The organism is Flagellimonas alvinocaridis (genome assembly GCF_004916895.1).
Taxonomy (GTDB): domain Bacteria; phylum Bacteroidota; class Bacteroidia; order Flavobacteriales; family Flavobacteriaceae; genus Flagellimonas; species Flagellimonas alvinocaridis.
This window is the reverse complement of record NZ_SNTZ01000001.1, coordinates 626,436-649,658: the sequence shown is the minus strand read 5'-3', so window position 1 is coordinate 649,658 and position 23,223 is coordinate 626,436. Positions and strand designations below refer to the sequence as shown.

At 40.9% G+C, this 23,223-nt stretch carries 21 protein-coding genes; 14 read left to right on the top strand and 7 right to left on the bottom strand.

Features of this window, described 5'->3' with window-relative positions:
- Positions 1-1,797, top strand: coding sequence for a translation elongation factor 4 (lepA, locus tag EZV76_RS02880; RefSeq protein WP_136565072.1), 1,797 nt, complete (start codon positions 1-3; stop codon positions 1,795-1,797).
- 231 nt (positions 1,798-2,028) lie between these two features.
- Here the strand turns inward: lepA and EZV76_RS02875 are convergent, their stop codons facing one another.
- The 4 genes from EZV76_RS02875 to EZV76_RS02860 form a co-directional block, all read right to left on the bottom strand.
- Positions 2,029-2,469: a DIP1984 family protein gene (locus EZV76_RS02875; protein WP_136565071.1), complete on the bottom strand. Its 441-nt coding sequence runs from the start codon at positions 2,467-2,469 to the stop codon at positions 2,029-2,031.
- A gap of 63 nt (positions 2,470-2,532) precedes the next feature.
- Positions 2,533-2,835: a hypothetical protein gene (locus tag EZV76_RS02870; protein WP_136565070.1), complete on the bottom strand. Its 303-nt coding sequence runs from the start codon at positions 2,833-2,835 to the stop codon at positions 2,533-2,535.
- Between the two features lie 200 nt (positions 2,836-3,035).
- Complete coding sequence (locus EZV76_RS02865) at positions 3,036-3,290, bottom strand: hypothetical protein (protein ID WP_136565069.1); 255 nt, start codon at positions 3,288-3,290, stop codon at positions 3,036-3,038.
- A 145-nt stretch (positions 3,291-3,435) separates the two neighbouring features.
- Entirely contained in the window at positions 3,436-5,274 is a 1,839-nt protein-coding gene (locus EZV76_RS02860; protein ID WP_136565068.1) for a cation:proton antiporter, read from the bottom strand.
- Between the two features lie 199 nt (positions 5,275-5,473).
- Between EZV76_RS02860 and EZV76_RS02855 the strand changes: the two genes are divergently transcribed.
- From EZV76_RS02855 to EZV76_RS02800, 12 genes are all read left to right on the top strand, one after another.
- Positions 5,474-6,337: an MBL fold metallo-hydrolase gene (locus tag EZV76_RS02855; RefSeq protein ID WP_136565067.1), complete on the top strand. Its 864-nt coding sequence runs from the start codon at positions 5,474-5,476 to the stop codon at positions 6,335-6,337.
- A 12-nt stretch (positions 6,338-6,349) separates the two neighbouring features.
- On the top strand, positions 6,350-8,002 hold the full coding sequence (locus tag EZV76_RS02850; protein WP_136565066.1) for a S8 family peptidase: 1,653 nt from the start codon (positions 6,350-6,352) through the stop codon (positions 8,000-8,002).
- Between the two features lies 1 nt (position 8,003).
- Positions 8,004-9,854 (top strand): M1 family metallopeptidase, encoded by a 1,851-nt coding sequence (locus EZV76_RS02845; protein ID WP_136565065.1) that lies wholly within the window; start codon positions 8,004-8,006, stop codon positions 9,852-9,854.
- Between the two features lie 101 nt (positions 9,855-9,955).
- Positions 9,956-10,339, top strand: a complete 384-nt coding sequence (rnpA, locus tag EZV76_RS02840; protein WP_136565064.1) for a ribonuclease P protein component — start codon at positions 9,956-9,958, stop codon at positions 10,337-10,339.
- Positions 10,323-11,954, top strand: coding sequence for a S41 family peptidase (locus EZV76_RS02835; protein WP_136565063.1), 1,632 nt, complete (start codon positions 10,323-10,325; stop codon positions 11,952-11,954). Before rnpA ends, EZV76_RS02835 begins: the two co-directional genes overlap by 17 nt.
- A gap of 3 nt (positions 11,955-11,957) precedes the next feature.
- The gene (locus EZV76_RS02830) at positions 11,958-13,154 is read left to right on the top strand and encodes an alpha/beta hydrolase family protein (RefSeq protein WP_136565062.1); all 1,197 of its coding nucleotides are present in this window, start codon (positions 11,958-11,960) and stop codon (positions 13,152-13,154) included.
- A 91-nt stretch (positions 13,155-13,245) separates the two neighbouring features.
- Positions 13,246-14,250, top strand: a complete 1,005-nt coding sequence (locus EZV76_RS02825; RefSeq protein WP_136565061.1) for a hypothetical protein — start codon at positions 13,246-13,248, stop codon at positions 14,248-14,250.
- Between the two features lie 26 nt (positions 14,251-14,276).
- Positions 14,277-15,227: a DUF2157 domain-containing protein gene (locus tag EZV76_RS02820; protein WP_136565060.1), complete on the top strand. Its 951-nt coding sequence runs from the start codon at positions 14,277-14,279 to the stop codon at positions 15,225-15,227.
- Positions 15,215-16,291: a DUF4401 domain-containing protein gene (locus EZV76_RS02815; RefSeq protein WP_136565058.1), complete on the top strand. Its 1,077-nt coding sequence runs from the start codon at positions 15,215-15,217 to the stop codon at positions 16,289-16,291. The genes EZV76_RS02820 and EZV76_RS02815 overlap by 13 nt, the downstream gene beginning before the upstream one ends.
- A complete protein-coding gene (locus EZV76_RS02810; protein WP_136565057.1) occupies positions 16,278-16,766 on the top strand; it encodes a GDYXXLXY domain-containing protein in 489 nt (162 codons plus the stop codon). Before EZV76_RS02815 ends, EZV76_RS02810 begins: the two co-directional genes overlap by 14 nt.
- A gap of 15 nt (positions 16,767-16,781) precedes the next feature.
- A complete protein-coding gene (gene dcm, locus EZV76_RS02805) occupies positions 16,782-18,017 on the top strand; it encodes a DNA (cytosine-5-)-methyltransferase (RefSeq protein WP_136565056.1) in 1,236 nt (411 codons plus the stop codon).
- Positions 18,007-18,615, top strand: a complete 609-nt coding sequence (locus tag EZV76_RS02800; protein WP_136565055.1) for a hypothetical protein — start codon at positions 18,007-18,009, stop codon at positions 18,613-18,615. The genes dcm and EZV76_RS02800 overlap by 11 nt, the downstream gene beginning before the upstream one ends.
- 1 nt (position 18,616) lies before the next feature.
- Here EZV76_RS02800 and EZV76_RS02795 read toward each other — a convergent pair whose 3' ends face one another.
- Genes EZV76_RS02795 through EZV76_RS02785 form a run of 3 tightly spaced genes read right to left on the bottom strand, consistent with a single transcriptional unit; the run spans position 18,617 to position 20,416 of the window.
- On the bottom strand, positions 18,617-19,057 hold the full coding sequence (locus EZV76_RS02795; protein ID WP_136565054.1) for a GNAT family N-acetyltransferase: 441 nt from the start codon (positions 19,055-19,057) through the stop codon (positions 18,617-18,619).
- Entirely contained in the window at positions 19,057-19,974 is a 918-nt protein-coding gene (locus EZV76_RS02790) for a cation diffusion facilitator family transporter (RefSeq protein WP_136565053.1), read from the bottom strand. The genes EZV76_RS02795 and EZV76_RS02790 overlap by 1 nt, the downstream gene beginning before the upstream one ends.
- Before the next feature lie 10 nt (positions 19,975-19,984).
- Positions 19,985-20,416, bottom strand: a complete 432-nt coding sequence (locus tag EZV76_RS02785; RefSeq protein WP_136565052.1) for an RpiB/LacA/LacB family sugar-phosphate isomerase — start codon at positions 20,414-20,416, stop codon at positions 19,985-19,987.
- Between the two features lie 593 nt (positions 20,417-21,009).
- Here EZV76_RS02785 and rnr point away from each other — a divergent pair.
- Positions 21,010-23,193: a ribonuclease R gene (gene rnr / locus EZV76_RS02780; protein ID WP_136565051.1), complete on the top strand. Its 2,184-nt coding sequence runs from the start codon at positions 21,010-21,012 to the stop codon at positions 23,191-23,193.
- Positions 23,194-23,223: the final 30 nt, after the last annotated feature.

Sequence of the window (23,223 nt, the reverse complement as noted above, 5' to 3'; positions counted from 1 at the left end):
ATGGAGAAGATTAGGAATTTTTGCATCATTGCACATATAGACCATGGTAAGAGTACCTTGGCCGACCGCTTATTGGACTTTACTGGGTCTGTTACCGAACGCGAGAAGCAGGACCAATTATTGGACAGTATGGACTTGGAGCGCGAGCGTGGTATTACCATTAAAAGTCATGCCATACAAATGGAGTATGTGCACAATGGAGAAACATATGTCCTTAATTTGATAGACACTCCTGGCCACGTGGATTTCTCCTACGAGGTCTCCCGTTCCATTGCAGCCTGTGAAGGGGCGCTTTTGGTAGTCGATGCAGCACAGAGCATACAGGCACAGACCATTTCCAACCTTTATTTGGCCTTGGAAAATGACTTGGAAATCATTCCTGTTCTTAACAAAGTGGATTTGCCCAGCGCCAACCCCGAGGAAGTTACCGACGATATTGTTGATCTTTTGGGTTGTAGGCCCGAGGAAGTAATTCCGGCCAGTGCCAAGACAGGGATAGGTATCGAGGAGATTCTAAATGCCATTATTGAACGTATCCCTCCTCCAAAAGGCAATATAGATGAACCATTGCAGGCCTTGGTCTTTGATTCTGTTTATAATCCCTTCCGAGGGGTTGAGACCTATTTTAGGGTCATCAATGGAGAAATTAGAAAGGGTCAGAAAATTAAGTTCGTGGCCACTGGAAAATCTTATGAAGCCGATGAGATTGGTACATTGAAGCTAAAGCAGTTACCAAAACCAAAAATATCTGCGGGTGATGTAGGCTATTTGATCACCGGTATCAAGGATGCCCGCGAAGTAAAAGTGGGAGATACAATTACAGATTCTGCAAATCCCACCAAAAATGCCATTGAAGGTTTTGAGGATGTAAAACCTATGGTTTTTGCCGGGATTTATCCTGTGGACACCGAAGATTTTGAAGAACTGCGCTCCTCAATGGAGAAATTGCAGCTTAATGATGCTTCCTTGGTCTTTACCCCGGAAAGCAGTGCCGCTTTGGGCTTTGGCTTCCGATGTGGGTTCTTGGGCATGTTGCATATGGAAATCATCCAGGAGCGTCTGGAGCGTGAGTTTGATATGACCGTGATCACCACGGTACCCAACGTAAGCTACCATGCCTTTACCACCAAGGACAGGGAAACCGCTGTAATTGTCAACAATCCCTCTGACTTGCCCGACCCTTCCACAGTAGATCGTGTGGAAGAGCCCTACATCAAGGCCACGATCATTACCAAATCCGATTTTGTGGGGAACGTCATGTCACTCTGTATCGAAAAGCGTGGACAGATTGTTAACCAGACCTATTTGACTACGGAACGGGTAGAGCTTATTTTTGATATGCCCCTCGCCGAAATCGTTTTTGACTTTTACGACCGTTTGAAAACCGTTTCAAAAGGGTATGCCTCTTTTGATTATTCACCCATTGGAATGCGCGTATCCAAGCTGGTACGGGTAGATATTTTATTAAATGCACAGCCTGTTGATGCCCTGTCGGCTTTGGTGCATTTTGACAATGCCCACACCATTGGCAAGAAAATGTGCGAAAAACTAAAGGAGCTTATCCCAAGGCAGCAGTTTGATATTCCGATACAGGCAGCCATTGGCTCCAAAATCATTTCCCGGGAAACCATCAAGGCGTTGCGAAAAGATGTTACCGCCAAGTGTTATGGTGGAGATATTTCCCGAAAGCGAAAACTTCTGGAAAAGCAGAAAAAAGGGAAAAAACGTATGCGACAAGTAGGGAATGTGGAAATTCCACAGCAGGCGTTTATGGCCGTTTTAAAGTTGAATGATTAAGGGGGAGTATGCCTTAAAAGGATGTAGCACGTACTCTGAATCAATCCTATTTTTAAACCGAGTAACCAAGCTTCTCTTGAACTTTAAATCCTATTTTTTGAATCTTGAATAAGACGTTCTTGAAAGTTGACTTTTAAAACAAAATCAGGGTTGTCTTGTAAATCGTTATCTCTTCCAGATGATTATCTTCGGGGATAAATACAATTAATTACATTTCTGTGCTACACTTTACTATATGGTAGTGTTATAATTATGGGCGTCCAGTTCTTTTTGGAGCGTTTCTGTTTCTTTTTCCAATTCCAAAATGTCCTGGTCCCGCTCTTTTGCTTTGATTGCCGATTCCCACATATACATTTCAGAATTGGAATAATAGTTTTTGCCCATGGGGGCCTTGCCTTCAGTGGTGGGAATGGTTTTCAGAAACCGTATTTTGCTTTTAAGCTCGGACAAGCGGTAAATTTTATCTTGAACGGGTTGGTTTGCCCGGGTGATGCCTGTTTTAAGGCCCACCAACGCTTCCAAGGTTTTGTTATGCTCTTCCATGACCTCTTTTGGGTCGTAGGCCCTGGGATTCCCTTCAATAATACAATTATAGGTAATAATCCTGTTTTGTAGCTCCAAGAGCTTTTTCACAAGATTGTTCTTCTCCTTTAAAGCTTCGTTTATTTTCATTTCCTGTCTATTAAAGTCAAAGCAAGCTCAGGCAATATCTTAGATTGATAACCTGGAGGTTCTTTACAATTCCAAGTTTTCCAATTGGCATCCGATACCCACAAAGTCTTTGGCGGAATGTCCTTCCAAATCGTCCTTGGTAAGGGATTTTTCAATATCGCCATGGTATAGGGTGTACGTGCCGTCCAAATGGTCACATATTTCCAATTCAATACCATCTTTGGCCATACAAGAAAAACATTCCAGGTTTTTACTTACTTCCGGGGCTTCTTCCAAAATTGAATTTTCTTCAATAAATCGTTCCGCATCAAAAGAGCAGGACGCAAAAACCCATAAGATTATCCCAGAAAATACTACCACTTTCATTTTTTTGATTTTACGTTTAATAATCAAAAGGAAAGATATTCATCATGGACATAAACATGTCCGCGAATTGACGGATGGCCCTTTTGGATTGACGGATGGGCAAAAAATTCTAAAAACGATTAGAATGATTATCCATTACTCATTAAAACCCATTATGGTAGAAACCATATTCATTTTAGGGTCGAACGTCACATTGAAGTTTAGCTTCCTGCTCCCAAAGCACAAATTAAGTCCAAGTAATCTTCGGCGGTAACTTCCAATAGATCCAACGCTTCTTGTGTTACTTTTTCTGTTTCTCCAGCATAGGAAAGTGTATATGTCCCGTCTTCATTATCACACATTTCTACTTTTTCTCCTGCTACGGTACATGAGTCGCATTCGGGGCCATCGTCATCTTTAGAGCAGCCAATAATATAAAAGCATGATGCAGTAAGGAATAAAATAATTTTTCTCATAGAATATGATTTTATGTTATTCAATGAGATAAAAATACTTGGACAAACGCCTAATTAAGGGTTGCGATTGACGAATGGCCCTTTTGAATTGACGGATGGGTAAAAATCAGGGGGTTATCCTTGCTTTTAACTAAACAAAGGCGCTTTAGGCCGGCTCTTCTTCCGAGGAAAAACGTTTCCCCAAATAGACCAGTTTGTACCCGTCTCCCTTGGGCTCAAAATCTTTGCTGTTGGCTGGTATGATTTCGATGCTCCCATTGGGCGATTTGGTAAACACGGGAATGATGTCATTCTCCTGTTGGGTAATGTCTATCAGACTGTCGTAATGTGCTTTATCCTTTAGATCAATTTCATGTATGGCTGGGTATTTCCTTACCGTATCCATTAGTTTGATGAAGTCATCGGTGTGGGAAAACAACCCTTCCTTGGGGTTCACATCTGGGTTATTCACTTCTTCTGTGTTCACCAACCGGAAGGCACCATTTTCACCAAACTGTTTTTGGAACTTGTCTATGGCAAACTTATTGATGTCCGAGTTTCCTGTAAGTGCCATAAGATATCCCATATCGTTCAACTCAATGTTGTCGGTAAGGGTATCAGAAAAAATATTGGCGGTAATTGCTTCCAATCCTAGTTTTTTGGCCTTGTCCACATTGGTTTGGTTATTGTCTATCAACACTACATGTCTATTATTTTTCCGCAAATAATTTCCAATGATCCTTGATAGTCTAGAGGCGCCAATAATCAAAATACCTTCCGATTTTTTTAGGAACACTCCCACCAATTTGGCAAAAAGTCTTGCCGTGGTAGCATTGAGCAAGACCGTTCCCAAAACAATCATAAATACCAATGGGGTGATGTATTCCGCTCCGGGTTCTCCTTTGGCCAACAACTTTGAACCAAATAATGACGCAATACCTGCGGCAACAATACCCCTTGGGCCTACCCAGCCAATAAAAAGCTTTTCATTCAGTTTTAAATTAGACCCCTGCGCACTCAAGAAAACTCCCAGCGGTCGTATGATGAAAACCACCACGGCAAAAAGTGCAACGGTGTTCCAATTCAAAATCAACTCCAAATCGGCAATGTTGATATTTGCAGATAAGAGGATAAAAAGTATAGATATAAGCAGCACACTCAATGATTCCTTAAAGTAGAGCAGTTCCTTTAGGTTGGGTAGATTCATGTTCCCCATGACCATTCCCATAACCACCACGGCCAACAAGCCTGATTCGTGGGCAAAAACATCAGATTCCACATAAACGAGCAATACAGCGGAAAGCGATACCACATTCAACAAATAGTGTGGTATAAAATCCCTTTTTATGGCAAAGGCCAATGCATGCGCAAACGTAAAACCAAAGGTGGTTCCGAACAATAGTATTTTTCCAAACTCGATCAATGCTGTTTGTGTAAACGTAGACCCTTCACCAACGCTTATAAACTCAAAAACCAATACTGCCACCAAAGCTCCTATGGGATCAATTAGAATGCCTTCCCATTTCAACACGGCGGAGACATCCTTTTTTAAAGGTATGTTCCTGAGAATTGGGGTAATCACGGTTGGACCCGTCACAATGATCAATGCGGAAAAAAGGAATGAAATCTGCCATGTAAGCCCAAAAATATAATGGGTGGCCACTCCAGCCCCAAAAAAGGTGACTACAGTGCCAATGGTAATCAGTTTGGTAATTACTGGGCCAACATTGGATATTTCTGCGCGTTTTAAGGTAAGTCCTCCTTCAAAAAGAATCACACTGATGGCCAAAGAGACAAAATAGTAGAGCCCTTCGCCCGGAAAAAGTCCCTTTTCACCATTCCATATGGGTTCAATCAGTTTTGACCCATCTTCAGTATATAATGTGGATACTGGACCTACCAGTAATCCTATAAGTATCAAAGGTAAAATTGCCGGTAATTTAAAACGCCACGCCACCCACTGTGCTATAATGCCAAGGATGATGATTCCCGCAAGTTCAAGCATTGGTTTTAGTTTTTTTGAAATTTACTGCTTTTCTTTTAGAATTCATCCCATATGATTAATAGGATAAAAATTTTGGCCTTTGCACCCCATTCATACACTCCAAGAATCAAATAAATTTGTTAAAATAGGGCCAATAAAAGCTTATTTTTTAAGTATATACATTGGGCTTTTCTTATTTTGCATGCCATTTGTTTTCTGAATGACGATATATCCCATAGAGACTGGCAATTTTAAATTGGACGGCGGCGCCATGTTTGGTGTGGTCCCAAAATCTATCTGGAACAGGACCAATCCTGCCGATGCCAATAACATGATCGACCTTGGTGCCCGGTGCCTTTTAATTGAAGATGGTGATAGACTTATCCTCATTGATACAGGCCTTGGCAACAAACAATCCGAAAAGTTTTTTAGCTATTACTATCTATGGGGAAATCATTCTTTGGACGGTTCCTTGAAAGATTTAGGGTTTCACAGGGATGATATCACCGATGTTTTTATGACCCACCTTCATTTTGACCATTGTGGAGGCAGTGTTCAGTGGAACAAAGACCGCACAGGCTACGAACCGGCATTTAAAAATGCCCATTTCTGGACCAACAAAGCCCATTGGCAATGGGCCACCGAACCCAACGCAAGGGAAAAAGCTTCCTTTTTAAAGGAAAACCTGATTCCCATGCAAGAAAGCGGTCAGCTTAAGTACCTTGGAGAAGCCCATTCCTTTCAGGAAAAATCGGAATTGGGGTTTGGCATCCACTTTGTGGACGGTCATACCGAAAAACAAATGCTCCCCCAAATCAATTATAAGGGAAAGACCATTGTCTTTGTGGCCGATTTGGTCCCAACCGTTGGCCATATTCCATTACCATACGTAATGGGATACGATACCCGCCCATTATTAACCCTTCAGGAAAAAGCCGAATTTTTAACTGCTGCTGCGGAAAACAATTGGCTTTTATTCTTTGAGCACGATGCCCACAACCAGCTGTGCTCCTTAAAACAAACCGAAAAAGGTATTCGATTGGACGAAATATTTTCTTTCAACGAAATATTCAAAATACAATAACACTTTATTCATATGAACCGCACATATCTTAATCTTTCCTTTGCTTCCCTGTCCGCATCATTGTTTTTGATGGGTTGTGGCGCAACAACCTCTTTGGTTTCCACACCTGTGGAGAACATAGATACCGTTCCGTTAAAAATCTCTGAACTCACGGATACCGAGAAAAAGCATTGGGGCCATGCCGACCTGATTGCAGATACCATTCCTGGAATGAGTGTTGATAAAGCCTACAATGAAGTCATCAAAAACAAAAAAGGCAAAACCGTTATTGTTGCGGTAGTGGACTCCGGAATCGACTTGGAGCACGAGGACCTGAACGGAGTACTATGGACCAACAAAGGTGAGCGCCCCAATAATGGTAAAGATGACGATGGCAATGGATATGTGGACGATATTCATGGATACAATTTTTTGGGGAATTCCTACAATGAACAATTGGAATATGTTCGGATGCTACGTGTGAATGTTGGTGATGCTTCCGAAAGAGCAAAAGCCCGTATTCTTTTAGATAGCGAATATCCCGAGGCCTTACAGAACAAACAGCAATATGAACAGATTTTCCAAGTGGTAAAAAATGCCGACAATTCGGTTAAAGAGGCACTGGGTAAAGATACGTATACCAAAAAAGAGCTGTTGGCCATTGAGCCAAAAAGTGAGCAAATGCAGCAAAACGTTGCCATTTTAACCCAAATGTTCACCTATGGTGAAAGTATTCCCGATGTCTTGGAAGAACTAGAAGAGGGCATCACCTATTTTACCGATCAAGTGAATTATAACCTCAACAAGGATTTTAATGGTAGAACCCCGGTTGGTGATGACCCATACGATATGGACGATGCTCGCTATGGGAATGGAAACCCAAAAAATCAAGTAGATTCAGAAAGTCATGGAACACACGTAGCCGGAATCATTGCAGCTGAGCGCAACAATGGCAAAGGAATCAACGGTGTGGCCCAAAATGTTGAGATTATGAGCATTCGTGCCGTTCCCAATGGGGATGAATATGACAAAGACATTGCTCTTGCCATCCGGTACGCCGTTGATAATGGTGCAAAAATCATTAATTGTAGTTTCGGGAAATCGTTTTCTCCAAAGGCAGAATGGGTATACGATGCCATTCAATACGCTGCCTCAAGAGACGTCTTAATTGTTCACGCTGCTGGTAACGACGGCCACAATCTGGACAATCCCGAAAACCCAAATTACCCCAATGATCATAAATTTGGCACTACTGAATTTATTGACAATGTAATAACCGTAGGGGCACTTACCAGTAGCTATGGTTCAGAAATGGTGGCTTCCTTCTCAAACTATGGCGCACAAAACGTGGATGTTTTTGCTCCAGGAGATGCCATCTACTCTACCATGCCAAACAACGATTATGAATTTCAAGGAGGCACGTCTATGGCTGCTCCAGCTGTTTCCGGTGTTGCTGCGTTGATTCGGTCGTATTACCCTGATCTTTCAGCTACCCAGGTAAAACAAATCATTATGCAATCTGGTCTGCGCTCAAAAGCATCCGTCGTGTTATCTGGCGATACAACCAAATCAGATGCATTCAATACTATTTCAAAATCAGGAAAAATGGTCAATGCCTATAATGCCCTTATTTTGGCAGATAATATTTCAACAGGTAAAATGACCTTGCAAAGCAATTCAAAATAAAATGAAACAACTATCCCTTTTACTTCTGGTTACTTTAACCTCTGTTTTAAGTTTAGCCGCCCAGAACAGAGACTATTGGCAGCAACATGTGGATTATACCATGGATGTAGCCATGGATGTCAAGACATATCAATATACAGGAACACAAAAATTGGTCTACACCAATAATTCCCCAGATGAGTTAAGTCGCGTGTTTTACCATCTATACTATAACGCCTTCCAGCCCGGAAGCGAGATGGACATGAGACTACAGAGCATAAAAGATCCCGATAACCGAATGATGGAAAACGGGAAAAGTAGAATCGCTTCCCTCTCTGAAAGTGAAATAGGCTATCTGCATGTGGAAAGCCTTACCCAAGATGGGCAAGCGGTTTCCTTTGTTGAGGAAGGCACTATTTTGGTGGTAGATTTGGCCACTCCGATTGCTTCTGGCGGAAAAACAACCTTGGAAATGACCTTTAAAGGTCAGGTTCCCCTTCAGATTAGGAGAGCTGGAAGAAATAGCAGGGAAGGTGTTGCTCTTTCCATGAGCCAGTGGTACCCAAAAATTTCAGAATACGATTTTGAAGGCTGGCACCCCACTCCATACATTGCTCGCGAATTTCATGGGGTGTGGGGAAATTTTGACGTAAAACTGACCTTGGACAAAACCTATACTGTAGGTGGCTCCGGCTATTTGCAGAACCCCAATGAAGTAGGACATGGATACGAGACACCCGGAACCAAGATAAAAACCAAGGGCAAAACACTTACTTGGCATTTTGTGGCACCAAACGTACATGATTTTATGTGGGCGGCCGATCCAGAATATCTTCATGATACCCTAAAAATGGAAGACGGGCCAGTGCTTCATTTCTTTTACAAAAACGACCCTGAAATCATTGAAAACTGGAAAAAACTACAACCTAAAACCGAAGACGCCATGCGTTTTTTCAGCAAGAACATAGGTCAATATCCCTACGAACAATATTCTGTGGTACAGGGTGGCGATGGTGGTATGGAATACGCCATGAGCACCTTGATTACAGGGGGCAGGGATTTTGGAAGCTTGGTCAGTGTCATGGTCCACGAAATGGCACATTCTTGGTTTCAACACGTGTTGGCCAACAACGAATCCAAACACGAATGGATGGATGAAGGCTTCACTACCTTTATCAGTAGCTTGTGCAAGAGCGAAATCATGGACCAGAACAAGGAAAACCCTTTTGAAGGTTCTTACAAAGGATATTATGCCTTGGTAAATTCAGGTTTGGAAAAGCCTCAATCTACCCATGCAGACCGATATACCACCAATTTTGCCTATGGCATTTCCGCCTATAGCAAAGGCGCTGTTTTTCTTTCGCAATTGGGATACATTATTGGACAGGATAAATTGATGGAGACCATCCGAAAGTATTTTGATGATTTCAAGTTTAAACACCCTGTGCCCAATGATGTGATCAGAACTGCAGAAAAAGTTTCTGGTATGCAATTGGGTTGGTACCTTACTGATTGGACCCAAACCACCAATACCATCGACTATGGCATTAAGAGCGTTGAAGCAGCGGGCAATAAAACCAAGGTTACTTTGGAGCGAATTGGTGAAATGCCAATGCCTTTGGATATCTTGGTCGTTGGGGCAGATGGCTCACAGACCACCTATTATATTCCCTTGCGAATGATGTACGGTGAAAAGGAAAATCCTTATCAAACCCTAAAAAGGACAACTTTGGAAGATTGGCCCTGGGCTTATCCAACCTATGAGTTTATATTGGATATGCCTTTGGAAAGTGTCAAGGCAATGGTGATAGACCCATCGCAGCTTATGGCAGATATAAATTCAGAGAATAACATATATCAATCCAACCCTTAGATTTTCTTGGCTTGTATTATCTGTGGGGGAGTCCATTACATATTTACATCAAATTTGAGTAAATTGTACATATCCCTTGAGGTAAAACTCTAGATATACTGATGCACACTTTCCAAAGAAAAGAGAAACTAAAAAGCAAAAAGGTTTTTGAAGACCTCTTTGTTGATGGCAAAAACATCAATGAGTTTCCTATAAAACTTATTTATAGAAAAGTCCACTTTGAGGATGCAACACCCATCAAGGTAGGGGTCGTGGCGCCAAAGAAAAAGTTTAAGGACGCTGTAGACCGTAATCGAATCAAACGGCTCTTGCGAGAGGCTTATCGCTTGAACAAGCCCCTCATTTTTAACAACATTGAGGGAAACTTTGCGTTCTTATTTTTATACCTTGGCAATAGACTGCCCACCTTTAATGAGGTAGATGTGGCCATGAAAAATCTTTTTGAGGCCTTTCTAAAAAAAGAATCCCATGAAAGCAACAACTAAGAAAAAACTCCTTGTTCCGGTTTTAGCAGTAATCATTTTGGTTGGGGCCAGTGGTTTTGCCGTAAAAAGCGATTTTTTTGAAATCGCTAAACAAATTGAAATCTTTACCACGCTCTTCAAGGAGTTGAACATGAACTATGTGGACGATACCAATCCCGCAGAACTCATGGATTCGGCCATTAAAAATATGTTGGGAGAATTGGATCCCTACACACAGTTTTTGAACGAACAGGATGTGGAGGCCTACAAAATCAACAACGCTGGAGAATATTCAGGGATCGGGGCGGTTGTTCGTTCCTATGAAAGTAAGCTGCTCATTGTAGAACCCTACAAAGGCTATGCTGCCGATAAGGCCGGCCTTAAGGCCGGTGATGAAATCATACAGATTGGAGAGACCAAGGTTTCCGATTTTGACGATGATGCCGGAGAGCTTCTAAAAGGAGCTTCAAACACAAGTGTGAATGTCACCTATGTAAGGCAAGGAGAAACCAAAACTGCCACAATTACCCGCGAAGGGGTTGAGGTAGACGCTGTTCCCTTTTATGACATGATCGACGATAAAACCGGATATATTGTCCTTTCCCGTTTTAATAGAAAGGCTTCAAGTCAGACCAAATCGGCCATGCAAGACCTAATGGGCCGAGGTGCTGAACAACTGGTCCTCGATTTAAGGGGAAACCCGGGAGGGCTTTTGTCCGAAGCCATTAATGTGACCAATCTTTTTGTTCCCAAGGGCGAATTGATCGTTACCACAAAATCCAAGGTAAAGAAATTCAACCAAGAATATAGGACCAGAAACCAACCTGAAGATGTTGATATTCCTTTAGTGGTCTTGGTTGATGGTAGAAGCGCCTCTGCAAGCGAAATTGTTTCTGGGGGATTACAGGATTTGGACAGGGCCGTTATCATGGGGGCACGAAGTTTCGGGAAAGGGCTGGTTCAAAGACCTTTGAAACTTACCTATGGCACACAATTGAAAGTCACCATATCCCGATATTATACGCCTTCCGGAAGGTGTATTCAATCTTTGGATTATTGGCACCGTGACGAGGTAGGAAATGCGGTCAGAAACACTGACTTTAAGGAGTTTTCCACCAAAAACGGTCGCAAGGTTCAAGATGGAGGCGGGGTAATGCCCGATGTGGTCATCAACTCTTTGCGTACCAATACCTTAATTGATGCCCTTGAGCAAAACAACCTTGTTTTTGATTTTGCCACCGACTATTATTACGACCATTCCTTTGATTCGGTAGACGATTTTGCTCTTTCTGAAGCAGATTACGTTGCGTTTAAAAAATATGTGCAAGAGCAGAATTTTTCGTTCCAGACCAAAACCGAAACCTTGTTGGAAGAATCCATTAACGCAGATGAATCATTGTTGGGGCCAGATGTTCAAGAAAAATATAAGGATCTACTCCTAGCGGTAAATCGTGGTAAAATTTCCGCACTGGATACCTATAAGAATGAGATACAGAAGAATTTGGAAGATGAAATCATCACGCGGTTTTTCTACAGGGACGGGCTTTACACCTACTATTTGGGCCACGACGATGCCATTTTGGCTGCAAAAGTGCTTTTGTCAGATCGTTCTAAATATACAGAGCTTTTACGATAAATCATGCGGACAATATTCCTTATATGGTTAATTTTTCTTTGTCCCAAGCTGTTCCTATATTCCCAAACCTCCTTTAAAAAAGGCATTGTCCATGATACCATCCAGGTCTCAGGAGCCCAAGGAGAGTCTTTTGCCCTCTATCTTCCCGATTCCTATTCAGATGCTGTATTGAGCCCAATTGTATTCATATTTGATCCTGCGGCCCGGGGACGTGCCGGTATTCAACCTTTTATTGAGGCTTCTGAAAAGCATGGTCTTGTTTTGGTCTGTTCCAATAATTCCAGAAATGCCCCATACGAGCGCAACTTCAAAATAGCCGATCATCTTTTTAATCATGTTTTCTCAAACTTTAACATCCAGAAAGACGGTATCTATGCCGCGGGGTTTTCAGGAGGTTCACGATTGGCGAGTGCCATTGCCTCTTTGACCAATCAATTTGCTGGGGTTATTGGTTGTGGTGCAGGGTTTTCAGGTCAGAAAGAGCATATGCCCACTACACAGACGTATTCCTATGTTGGCCTTTGCGGCTATCGGGATATGAACTATAGTGAAATGATGCAAAACCGTGATTATCTGGACCAAATTCATTTTAGCAACACCCTTATTACCTTCGATGATGAACATCGCTGGCCCCATTCTTCCCACATATCCAGAGCGTTTGATTGGCTGTATCTTCAAAAATTGAAGGCAAACAATTCCGAAGACACAGCACTGTTCATGAAACAATATTCTTTGGACTACCAATGGCTGAAAAAAATAGAAGCTCAAAATGAGCCCATTCTCCTCGCCGAACAATATGTTCGTATGTTGACCGATTACGGGGAATCAATCCAAGTGGACAGCCTCCGACAAGGATATGCTGCATTACAAGAATCAACAACTTACAAGAAACAGAGTAGAAAACTGAAAAAAGCGCTTCTTATGGAGCAAAGATTGGGTAAAGAATTTCGCAGTCAGTTTTCTAAAGATTTTGAAGGCTCGGATAAGCCCGACTTCAATTGGTGGAAAGAAAATCTTAAAAAACTCACGGCTTTAGGAAAAAATGAAGACGTACAGGTGCAGCGAATGGTATACCGGCTAAAATACGATTTATTCGCACGGGCTTTTTCCCGCAAAAGTTTTTTGGCCAACACATCATTTAATGATCAAGTGGCCCTATTAGATCGTTTCTTGGAAATACTTTCTTCATTTACAAAGTAAAGTATCCCGTTCATCAACCCAAAAGCCACAACCATCAGATCGCGGGTAAATCCCACGCTACTTTCCGTACTTTTCCCTAAAATCTTGCCGCATGACCTACACCGTTATTACTCTGGCCACCGTGAGTTTGGTCCTGTTCTATTGGTTGTATGTGTTGTTTTCTACCTGTTTTCACTCCCAACTTTCGGTTTGGTCGGCGCTAAAAGAGAATCTAGTGCCTGTGATGCAAGCAACCATTCTCTCTACAAAAACATTAAGAATGAGAAAGTTTGTTTGGGTAGAGGCCTTGATTGTATTTGAAAATTTTTGTGGTCATCCCATACAAAGAACAATTCGTCTTAAAGATCGCCAACCACATTTGAACCGCTTCCTTCCGGGAAACGTGCTACATATTGGTCTGGATCCCTCCAAAAGACCCAATGATCCCATCCTGTTTATTCCAACCAACCACCGTATATCTTTTGTGCTGGTTTTATTCTGCTGTTTCTTTATGGTCGCCTACGTCATTGGATACTTTTATCTTATGGCCATAACCATATATAGGATTAACATTTTTCCTGAAAGATATGAGCGAATCTTTGCTTCTTCCGCCGTGTGGCAACTTAGCTTAGTTTTTGTGATCATTTATCTCTTTTTGAGGTGGTACTTATTGCAAAACGAATTACTTACCAAAAAATCCACAAAAAAGATGAACTGGGACCTCCTTTATAGTGGTTTGGGGGCCAAGGCTATTATTCAAGACTATAAAGATACCGGTGTTCGAATCCAAAAAAACCCGAAAATAGAGTTCACGTATACTTTCTTGGACCTTATTGGGCGGGGTATTCAAGGTACGGATGTAAAGACCATCCATAAAAAGGAAATGGGAGCCCTAGCCGACATAGGCGAAGTGGAAATCATGTACATTGCCCATAAGCCTGGGATTTCACGATTGGTAGAAAATTTGGAAAACAAGGAGATTCCGAAAATTATCCGGCTGCTTATTCAAGTGGTAATCTTTGTCCTTTCTATTCTTATACTATTGCTGTTTTACCAAGATATGTTCCAAATGGACAGTAGTTTGTTGAATCCTTTCTCATTTGTTTTTCATTTTTAGTACTTTGTAACGTCTCAATTGTAGATATGTCGAAAATCAATCGGGAAGATATCCAAATCATTAGCCGTTGCAGCAATTGGTCCGAAAAGGGTGTGTCCAAAACTCTGGGAGATGCCGTTTATGCCAATAAGCCTTCATGGCTGGCATTCTTAAGACTACTCTTCCTCGGTATTGGGGTTTCATTTACCGTTGCAGGTATCATTTTTTTCTTCGCCTATAATTGGGCCGATCTCAACAAATTTGTAAAGCTTGGGTTAATGGAGGGCTTGGTACTCCTGGTTTCTTTGGGTGCTGTCTTTTTCAGAGCAAACCCTTTAATCAGAAAAATACTGCTTACGGCCGCCGCAGTACTTGTTGGAGCTTCGTTAGCGGTATTTGGGCAGATATACCAGACAGGAGCCAATGCTTATGATTTCTTTTTGGCTTGGGTCTTGTTCGTTACCATCTGGGTCTGCATAGCCCGCTTCGCTCCTCTGTGGGTTATCTATATTGCACTGATCAATACCACGGTCTTTCTTTATGCAGACCAAGTTGCAAATGATTGGTCCGAACTCTTTGTAATCAACTTGCTGTTTATTATCAACCTTTTTTTCTTGGTTGGTTTCTTGTTGATTTCCAAGTTTAATCCTGAAAGAAGATTTCCGACCTGGTCCACCCATTTGCTTGCATTGGCAATTTCCGTACTAGGAACCTTGGGTGTCTCAATGGGTATTTTTGAAGACCCAGAACCCTTATTTTGGGCGCTTCTTATCCTAACAGGGGTTACTTATGGGTTTGGTATTTGGTTTGCACTAAGAGCCCATAACACATTTTATTTGGCCATTATATGCTTTAGCATCATTCTAATTATCTGTGCCTTACTTCTCCGCGCTTCGGATGGAGCTGGAATGTTTTTTATAATTGGCCTATTTATTATTGGCAGTGTCACTGTATTGATCAAAATCTTAATGGAGCTTCAACGAAAATGGACAACATAAAAGACATAGAACCCTTTTTGGATACCATTGGCGCTGTTGAAGGGTCCGCTTTCTCCTTTGATGAAAATGCGATAAAAGCCGAATATGCCAAACAACATAAAAGAAGGTCCAATCTAGTCATTAAGGTGCTTTCTATTTTTGGAATCCTGTTTGCCACATTTGCTTTTTTTGGGTTCCTGGCCATTTTGGGCATTTATGAGTCTGAATTGGGTATGTTACTTTTGGGAAGCATCCTTATTGTACTGTCTTTGCTTTTGAATATAAAATTTGATACGCTCATTGTTGATACCTTCGGTGCTTCCATTTATGTGCTTGGTATTGCGCTGGTGTCCTTCGGTTTAATTTCTTTTGAACTACATGAAGATCTCACAACCTTTTTGATCATCACTATAGCCTTGTGTTCACTGTTTGTTGTTCAGAACTATATTTTATCCTTTATATCCATATTGATCATTGCCTCTGGCTTCTTGGTGTTTATTTTTTCCAAAGATCTATTTGAATTGCTCCATTTTTACACCGCCTTTTACGCCTTGGCCTTGGCGTATTGTTCTTTTAATGAGCCTCAATTTTTTACTTCTGGCCTTAAGGTGTCCAAAATATACGGTCCACTTCGCATTGGGCTAATTTTTTCTTTATTGTTTGGTCTTGTTGCCGTTGGCAACTACCGTCTTGCCCCAATGTCCCAAAACTTAAACTGGATTTCTTCCCTTGTCCATATTTCAATCATATTGTATCTCGTGGGGCCTATTACAAAAACCTTGGGGGTAGATTCCAAAAACACAAAAATCTGGATATATACTCTGACCTGTCTAACCCTTTTGCCCACACTTTTTGCCCCATCAATTTCGGGGGCACTATTGATTGTCCTGCTCAGTTTCAGGGTGAATCACAAAACGGGTTTGGGTATTGGCATTGTGGCCTTGGTGTACTTTGTCATACAATATTACTATGATCTTAATTTGACCCTCTTGGTCAAATCCATTCTCCTTTTTTCATCTGGGGTAATCTTTGTACTGTTTTATCTATTTCTAATCAAAAAAGCCCCGACCAATGAAAAAGTATAGTACAATCATCATCTTGATAAACCTTGTGGCGTTTTTTGCCTTTTTTAATCACTCCATTATCAAGAAAGAAGAACTATTGGAACATGGTGAACTGATTCTTCTAGAGCTGGCTCCCGTGGATCCACGCTCTTTGATGCAGGGAGATTATATGCGATTGCGGTACACGCTTTCAGAAGACATCAATAGCGACAGTATTCCCAAACGTGGGTTTTGCGTAGTAGGCTTGGATGCCAATGGTGTGGCCCAGAAAAAAAGGTTCCAAAAAGAAAGAACTCCGCTTGGCCAAAACGAATATCTTATTGAATACACTTCCCAAAATAGATGGGACATCAATATTGGGGCGGAATCGTATTTTTTTCAAGAAGGAGAAGCCGAAAAGTATGAAACCGCGGAATATGGCGCTGTAAAAGTGGACAGAAAAGGCAACAGTATTTTGGTGGGTTTGTACGATGCAGACCTTAAAAAAATAGAATAAATCCTATTTTTGGGCATGCAACAACTCAAGGTGTGTGAACTTTTTGCCGGGGTAGGTGGTTTTCGGTTGGGCTTGGAAGAAACCGGACACTACAAAGTAGTGTGGAGCAACCAATGGGAACCTTCAACCAAAACGCAGCATGCATCCAAAGTTTATGAGGCCCGTTTTGGTCCTGAAAACCATTCCAACACCAATATTGAGGACGTCCCCACCCTAGAAATTCCTGATCATGATATTTTGGTGGGCGGATTTCCGTGCCAGGATTATTCGGTAGCCACATCTTTAAAAAATTCTAAAGGCCTTATCGGTAAAAAAGGGGTGTTGTGGTGGTCCATTCATCGCATTCTATCCGAAAAAAGGAACAAGCCCAAATACCTTTTTCTGGAGAACGTAGACCGCTTGTTGAAATCTCCTTCCGCACAAAGAGGTCGTGATTTTGCCGTAATGCTTCGCAGTCTCTGTGATTTAGGGTATGCGGTGGAATGGCGTGTGATCAATGCTGCCGATTATGGAATGCCACAGCGCCGAAGGCGCGTTTTTTTTCTGGCCTATCATAAATCAACCCCTATTTACACCTCACTTAAAAAGGCCAATCCAAAGGATTGGTTGTTCAAAGATGGGGTGATTTCCAATGCTTTTCCGATTGAACATATCAACAAGCCCCTTGTCTCTTTTGACTTGGATGAAGATTTGGTTTCCGTATCGAACGATTTCAACAAGAATCAAAAACTATCTCCTTTTTTAAATACCGGACTATGTATCGATGGCTCGGTTTTCACTCAAAAAACATCCCCATCCTTTGATGGAAAAAGAACCCTACTATCCCATATTTTGGAGAACGGTTCCGCAGACCCAAGTTTGTATATCGATGTAGATGATCTACCCAAGTGGGCCTATTTAAAAGGTGCCAAAAAAGAAATACGCAAGACCAGTACAGGTTTTGAATACAATTATAGCGAGGGAAGCATGGTCTTTCCCGATGCGCTCGATCAACCTTCCAGAACTATTATTACCGGAGAAGGGGGGAAATCTCCCTCTCGGTTTAAGCACGTGGTCCAAACCTCCAAGGGACTGCGAAGACTCTCCCCTATTGAACTGGAACGGTTGAACATGTTTCCCGACAATCACACCTTATTGGATGGAATCCCAGATGCCAAGCGGGCATTTTTTATGGGTAACGCCCTTGTGGTAGGTATTGTGGAACAAATAGGTTCTGCCCTGTTCCGCAAAATATCCCAACTTGAAAAGTAATTTCCATTCCGATCTATTCAAAGAAAAACAACTGACCCCCTTACTGGATTTCTATTACGAAAAGCACCTAAATCAATATACCTTTAGGCGGGTTTCCAATCTAAAACAACAAAGACATGGCATCGATCTCATCCTTGAGCACAAAACCTCAAAAAATCTGTTCTATGTAGATGAGAAAGCCCAACTGGACTATGTAAATGAAAGCTTGCCCACTTTTGCTTTTGAGCTTTTTTATCAGAAAAAAGGCCATCAGAAGCAGGGCTGGCTGTTCGATGTTTCCAAAAAAACGCATTTTTACGCCTTAGTTACGAGTATTTATTCTGATGAGGAAAAGATGTTTACTTCGTGCAACATCACTTTTGTAAACCGTGAAAAATTAATTGGACATCTTTTTGGTTTGGGTTTAACCGAGGAATATTTGACAAGGGTTGCCCACAACAATAAAGACACTCATGGGAAGTTGGTTTTGGAAAGGCTTCATCCCAAAAAAGACGGATATCTATTTTTTTCCACATCAAACAAAGCGGAAAAACCCATAAATCTTATTTTAAGGTTGGAGTTTTTAAGTGCAATTGGGGTAGCCAAAAGGTTGATATAATTTAGGCTTTTATCATTTTCACATGGGGAATCCCGTCCTCCAAGTATTCTTCTCCAGTGCGTTCAAAACCCAATTCGGTATAGAACTTTAAAAGATAGGTCTGGGCCGATATTTCAACAGTTGTGTTTGGAAATCGTTCTTTGATTACTTCCAAAGAAGCCTTCATAATCTGTTTGCCGTATCCATATTTGCGTTGATCTGTGGCTACCACTACCCTTCCGATACTGGAGTTTGTAAAATAATCCCCCGGTTTAAAAATACGGGTGTACGCCACCACTTCATTTTCCTTGGTTCCAAAAACGTGAAGCGCTTTTTGGTCCTTGTTGTCCAAATCTTGATATACACAATCTTGTTCCACTACAAATACTTCACTTCGTAAACGCATGATCTGGTACAGCTCAGAATTGGATAGTTCTATAAAAGTCTTGGTCACAATTTCCATTAGTCTTGAACAATTATGTTTTTGGAATCACACTTATTGAACTCGGGTTGAATATTGACATGATTGATGCCGTGTTTGTGATAAACATGCTCCTCTATTTTTTCCAATATCAAATCAAATTCCGATAGTTTAATATCTTCCTTAAAATCGATATGGGCTTCCATGTGTACTTCATCTTCGTTCAATTGCCAAATATGGACATGATGCACATTTTTAACGGGTTCTATGGTGCAAATGGAGTCCACAATATCTTGAATGACCACAGATTTTGGTGTGAACAACATCAATACTTTGGAAGATTCCTTCAACAAATCATACCCCATATAGATCAAGTATAGCCCAATGAGCATAGTTAGTGCGGCGTCTATCCAATAGATCTGGAAATACTTCATTAAAATACCCCCTATCAAAACTGCAACGGAGGCCATCATATCCGTCAATAGATGCAGGTAAGCCGACTTCATGTTCATGTTCTCTTCAGCATCCTTTTTCAACAAAAGCACACTGAAGCCGTTGGCGGCAATACCAATCAATGAGAGCCATATCACTAAATCCGATTCAATCACTTGGGGTTTGTACAACCGTTCCACAGCTTCCTTCATCAAAAAAATGGCCACAACCACTAATGTTGCGGCATTTACAAAAGCAGCCATGATTTCGGCACGTTTATACCCGAATGTTTTAAAATTGGATGCTTTTCTTTTACCTAAACGAGCAGCTATATAGCTTATGATCAAGGAAAGAACATCACTAAAATTGTGGAGTGCATCGGACAACAATGCCAAACTACCGGAAATAAAGCCACCTATTACCTGGGAAACGGTAATGGCCACATTTAAAAAAATGGAAATAAGTAGGTTTCTTCCTTTTAAATCTGTGTGGGAATGTGAGTGGCCATGCTGGTGATGGTGCCCCATATTCTAATTTTTAGCTGCAAGGTATTTTTTCTATCCTGCGTTCATGACGGCCTCCTTGAAATTCTGTGTTCAAAAAGGTTTCCACCATTTCCAAGGCTTGCGGTAATGCAATAAACCGGGCAGGTAGACTTAAAATATTTGCATTGTTGTGTTCCCGCGCAAGAGCAGTGATTTCCTTGTTCCAACAAAGAGCTCCCCTTACTTTTTGATGTTTGTTTATGGTCATGGATGCCCCATTGCCACTTCCACAGATAACAATGCCCATGTCTACCTTTCCTTCTTCGACATCTGTAGCAACCGGATGCACAAAATCCGGATAGTCCACACTGTCGGTACCATCGGTACCATAATTAACAACATCTATACCTTTGGATTTTAACAAGCCTATTATGGCCAATTTATAGTCGGTTCCTGCGTGATCGTTCCCTATGGCAATTTTCATGGTTCATATATTAAGATAGTGGATTACAAAGGTACAATTCTTTTTTGGTGGGTGTGTTGATAAAAAAGAATGAATCCTTTCATGTTACTGTTTAACAGCTTGTTATGATATTACCTTATTTGTTGATCATTTTAAGAAAACTCACCGCAATTAAATTTTGATTTTATGGAAAATACATGCAATAGAATAATTTGTTTACGTTACTTCAGTTTTCAATTAAAAATTAATCAACCCTTTGAAAACATTTTTCTGCAGTAATTAACATTAAAAACACATTAACTTTTCAATAATTTTATGTTGAAAACGGTTATTAAAAAACGTTCATAAAAAATCTAACCGATTGATTTTTAAAAAACTTAAACTTTGAAAAATTGTCAATAAATACATTCAACTGTTCAAAGCAACTTTTTCAACAAAATTTTATTCCACATTTCAACAAACTATCATAATCACCATTTTATTAAAATTTAAAAGAAAAGAAAAAAAGTATTTATGATAATTGTTGATAAAACATGTTTGCTTTGAGGATTACTTAACCTATGTTGAGGGCTCAAGGATTATAATTTGTACTTTTCAAAAAAATAGAGACGTAAATGTCAAAGAAAAAGAAGAGGGCCAGAAGTCAACGAAAGAATGAGATTACGAAAGGCATTTTTACCGTACTGGAAAAGGAACCGTCCAAAAGCTTCAATTACAAGCAAATAGCATCTAAACTTGGAATTTCAGATACCCAAGACCGCAATGAACTCATTAAACGGTTGGGACAACTCAAAGCAAGTGATCGAATTGTAGAAGAAGAACGAGGCAAGTTTAAAAAGAAACCATCAGTACATACATATTTTATAGGAAAAGTGGATTTGACCTCCAGTGGTAATGCCTATGTTATGGTTGATGATTTGGAGGATGATATTTTTGTTCCGTACAATCGGTTGAACAAAGCATTTCATGGTGATACTGTGGAAGTGTTTTTAAAACCTAGAAGAAAAGGCAAAAAGCAGGAAGGGGAAATATCCAAAGTATTGGAGCGTAAAAAAACTTCCTATGTGGGTATTTTGGACAAACAGAAAACCTTTGCGTTCGTACGACCTACCGATTCTAGGATGTACACGGATATCTTTATTCCCCAGGAAAAGATGAAAAAGGCCAATGATGGGGACAAGGTCTTGGTGAGTTTGGGAGATTGGCCCAATGATACGGAATCCCCTTACGGTGAAATCATTGAAGTTCTTGGAAAACCAGGAGATCACAATACCGAAATCCATGCCATTTTAGCGGAATACGGTCTTCCCTATGAATTCCCTTATGAAGTGGAACAGTTTGCCAATACGTTGGATACCACTATCAAAGAATCAGAAATAGCAAAGCGTAGGGATATGCGAGAGGTGCTCACCTTTACCATAGATCCAAAAGATGCCAAAGATTTTGATGATGCCCTATCGTTCCAGAAATTGGAGAACGGAAACTATGAGATTGGAATCCATATAGCTGATGTATCGCATTATGTACTACCTGATACCATTCTAGAGGAAGAGGCCTATAATAGAGCCACATCGGTATATTTGGTGGATCGGGTGGTTCCCATGTTGCCCGAAGTATTATCCAATAATGCATGTTCGCTTCGGCCCAATGAAGAAAAGTATACCTTCTCTGCCATTTTCGAAATGGATGATAAGGCCCGGTTGGTGGACCAATGGTTTGGTAGAACAGCCATTAATTCCAACGAGCGCTTTGCCTATGAAGAGGCACAACATGTTATTGAGACCAAGCAGGCACAAATTCCGGAAGATATTTCAATTCGTGGAAAAGAGTATTCGGTTTCAGAAGAAATAGTGGAGGCCATTTTAACTTTTGATAGATTGGCGAAAATCATGCGTGCCGGACGGATGGATGATGGGGCAATATCATTTGATAAAATTGAAGTGCGATTTAACCTCAATGAAAAAAATGAACCGGAAAGCGTTTATTTTAAAGAAGCAAAGGATGCCAATAAACTTATTGAAGAGTTTATGCTCTTGGCCAACAGAAAAGTGGCCGAGTTTATAGGGAAACAGAAAAAAACATTTGTCTATAGAGTACATGATGAGCCAGATCAGGAGAAATTAATGGCCCTGAACGGGGTTATTTCCAGATTTGGACATAGTATTAACCTCAAGGACAAAAAGAGCGTGAATAAGTCTCTAAACCAGTTGTTGGAAGATGTAAAAGGCAAGAAGGAGCAGAATTTGGTAGATACCCTTGCCATTAGAAGTATGAGCAAGGCCATTTACACTACAGAGAATATTGGGCATTATGGCCTGGGATTTGACTACTACACACATTTTACATCGCCCATTAGACGATATCCTGATGTGATGGTCCATAGATTGTTACAATCCTATTTAGATGGGGCCAAGTCTGCAAAAACAGTCACATACGAAGAGAAATGCAAGCATTCATCCGATATGGAACTTTTGGCGGCCAATGCCGAAAGAGACTCGGTCAAGTATATGCAGATTAAGTTTATGGAAGACCATAAGGACCAAGAATTTGTTGGGGTAATCTCTGGAGTAACCGAATGGGGCATTTATGTTGAAATTGTGGAAAACAAATGTGAGGGAATGGTCAGGATCAGGGATATCAAAGATGATTATTATATTTTTGATGAACGCCAGTATGCCATTATTGGTGAACGAACCAAACGAATGTACCAATTAGGTGATGAGGTTTTGGTAATGGTTAAGGATACCGATTTAATGAAAAGACATTTGGACTTTTCGTTGATTGGCAAAAATGAGTAATACTATTTTGGAATAAAATTTGTTATCCTT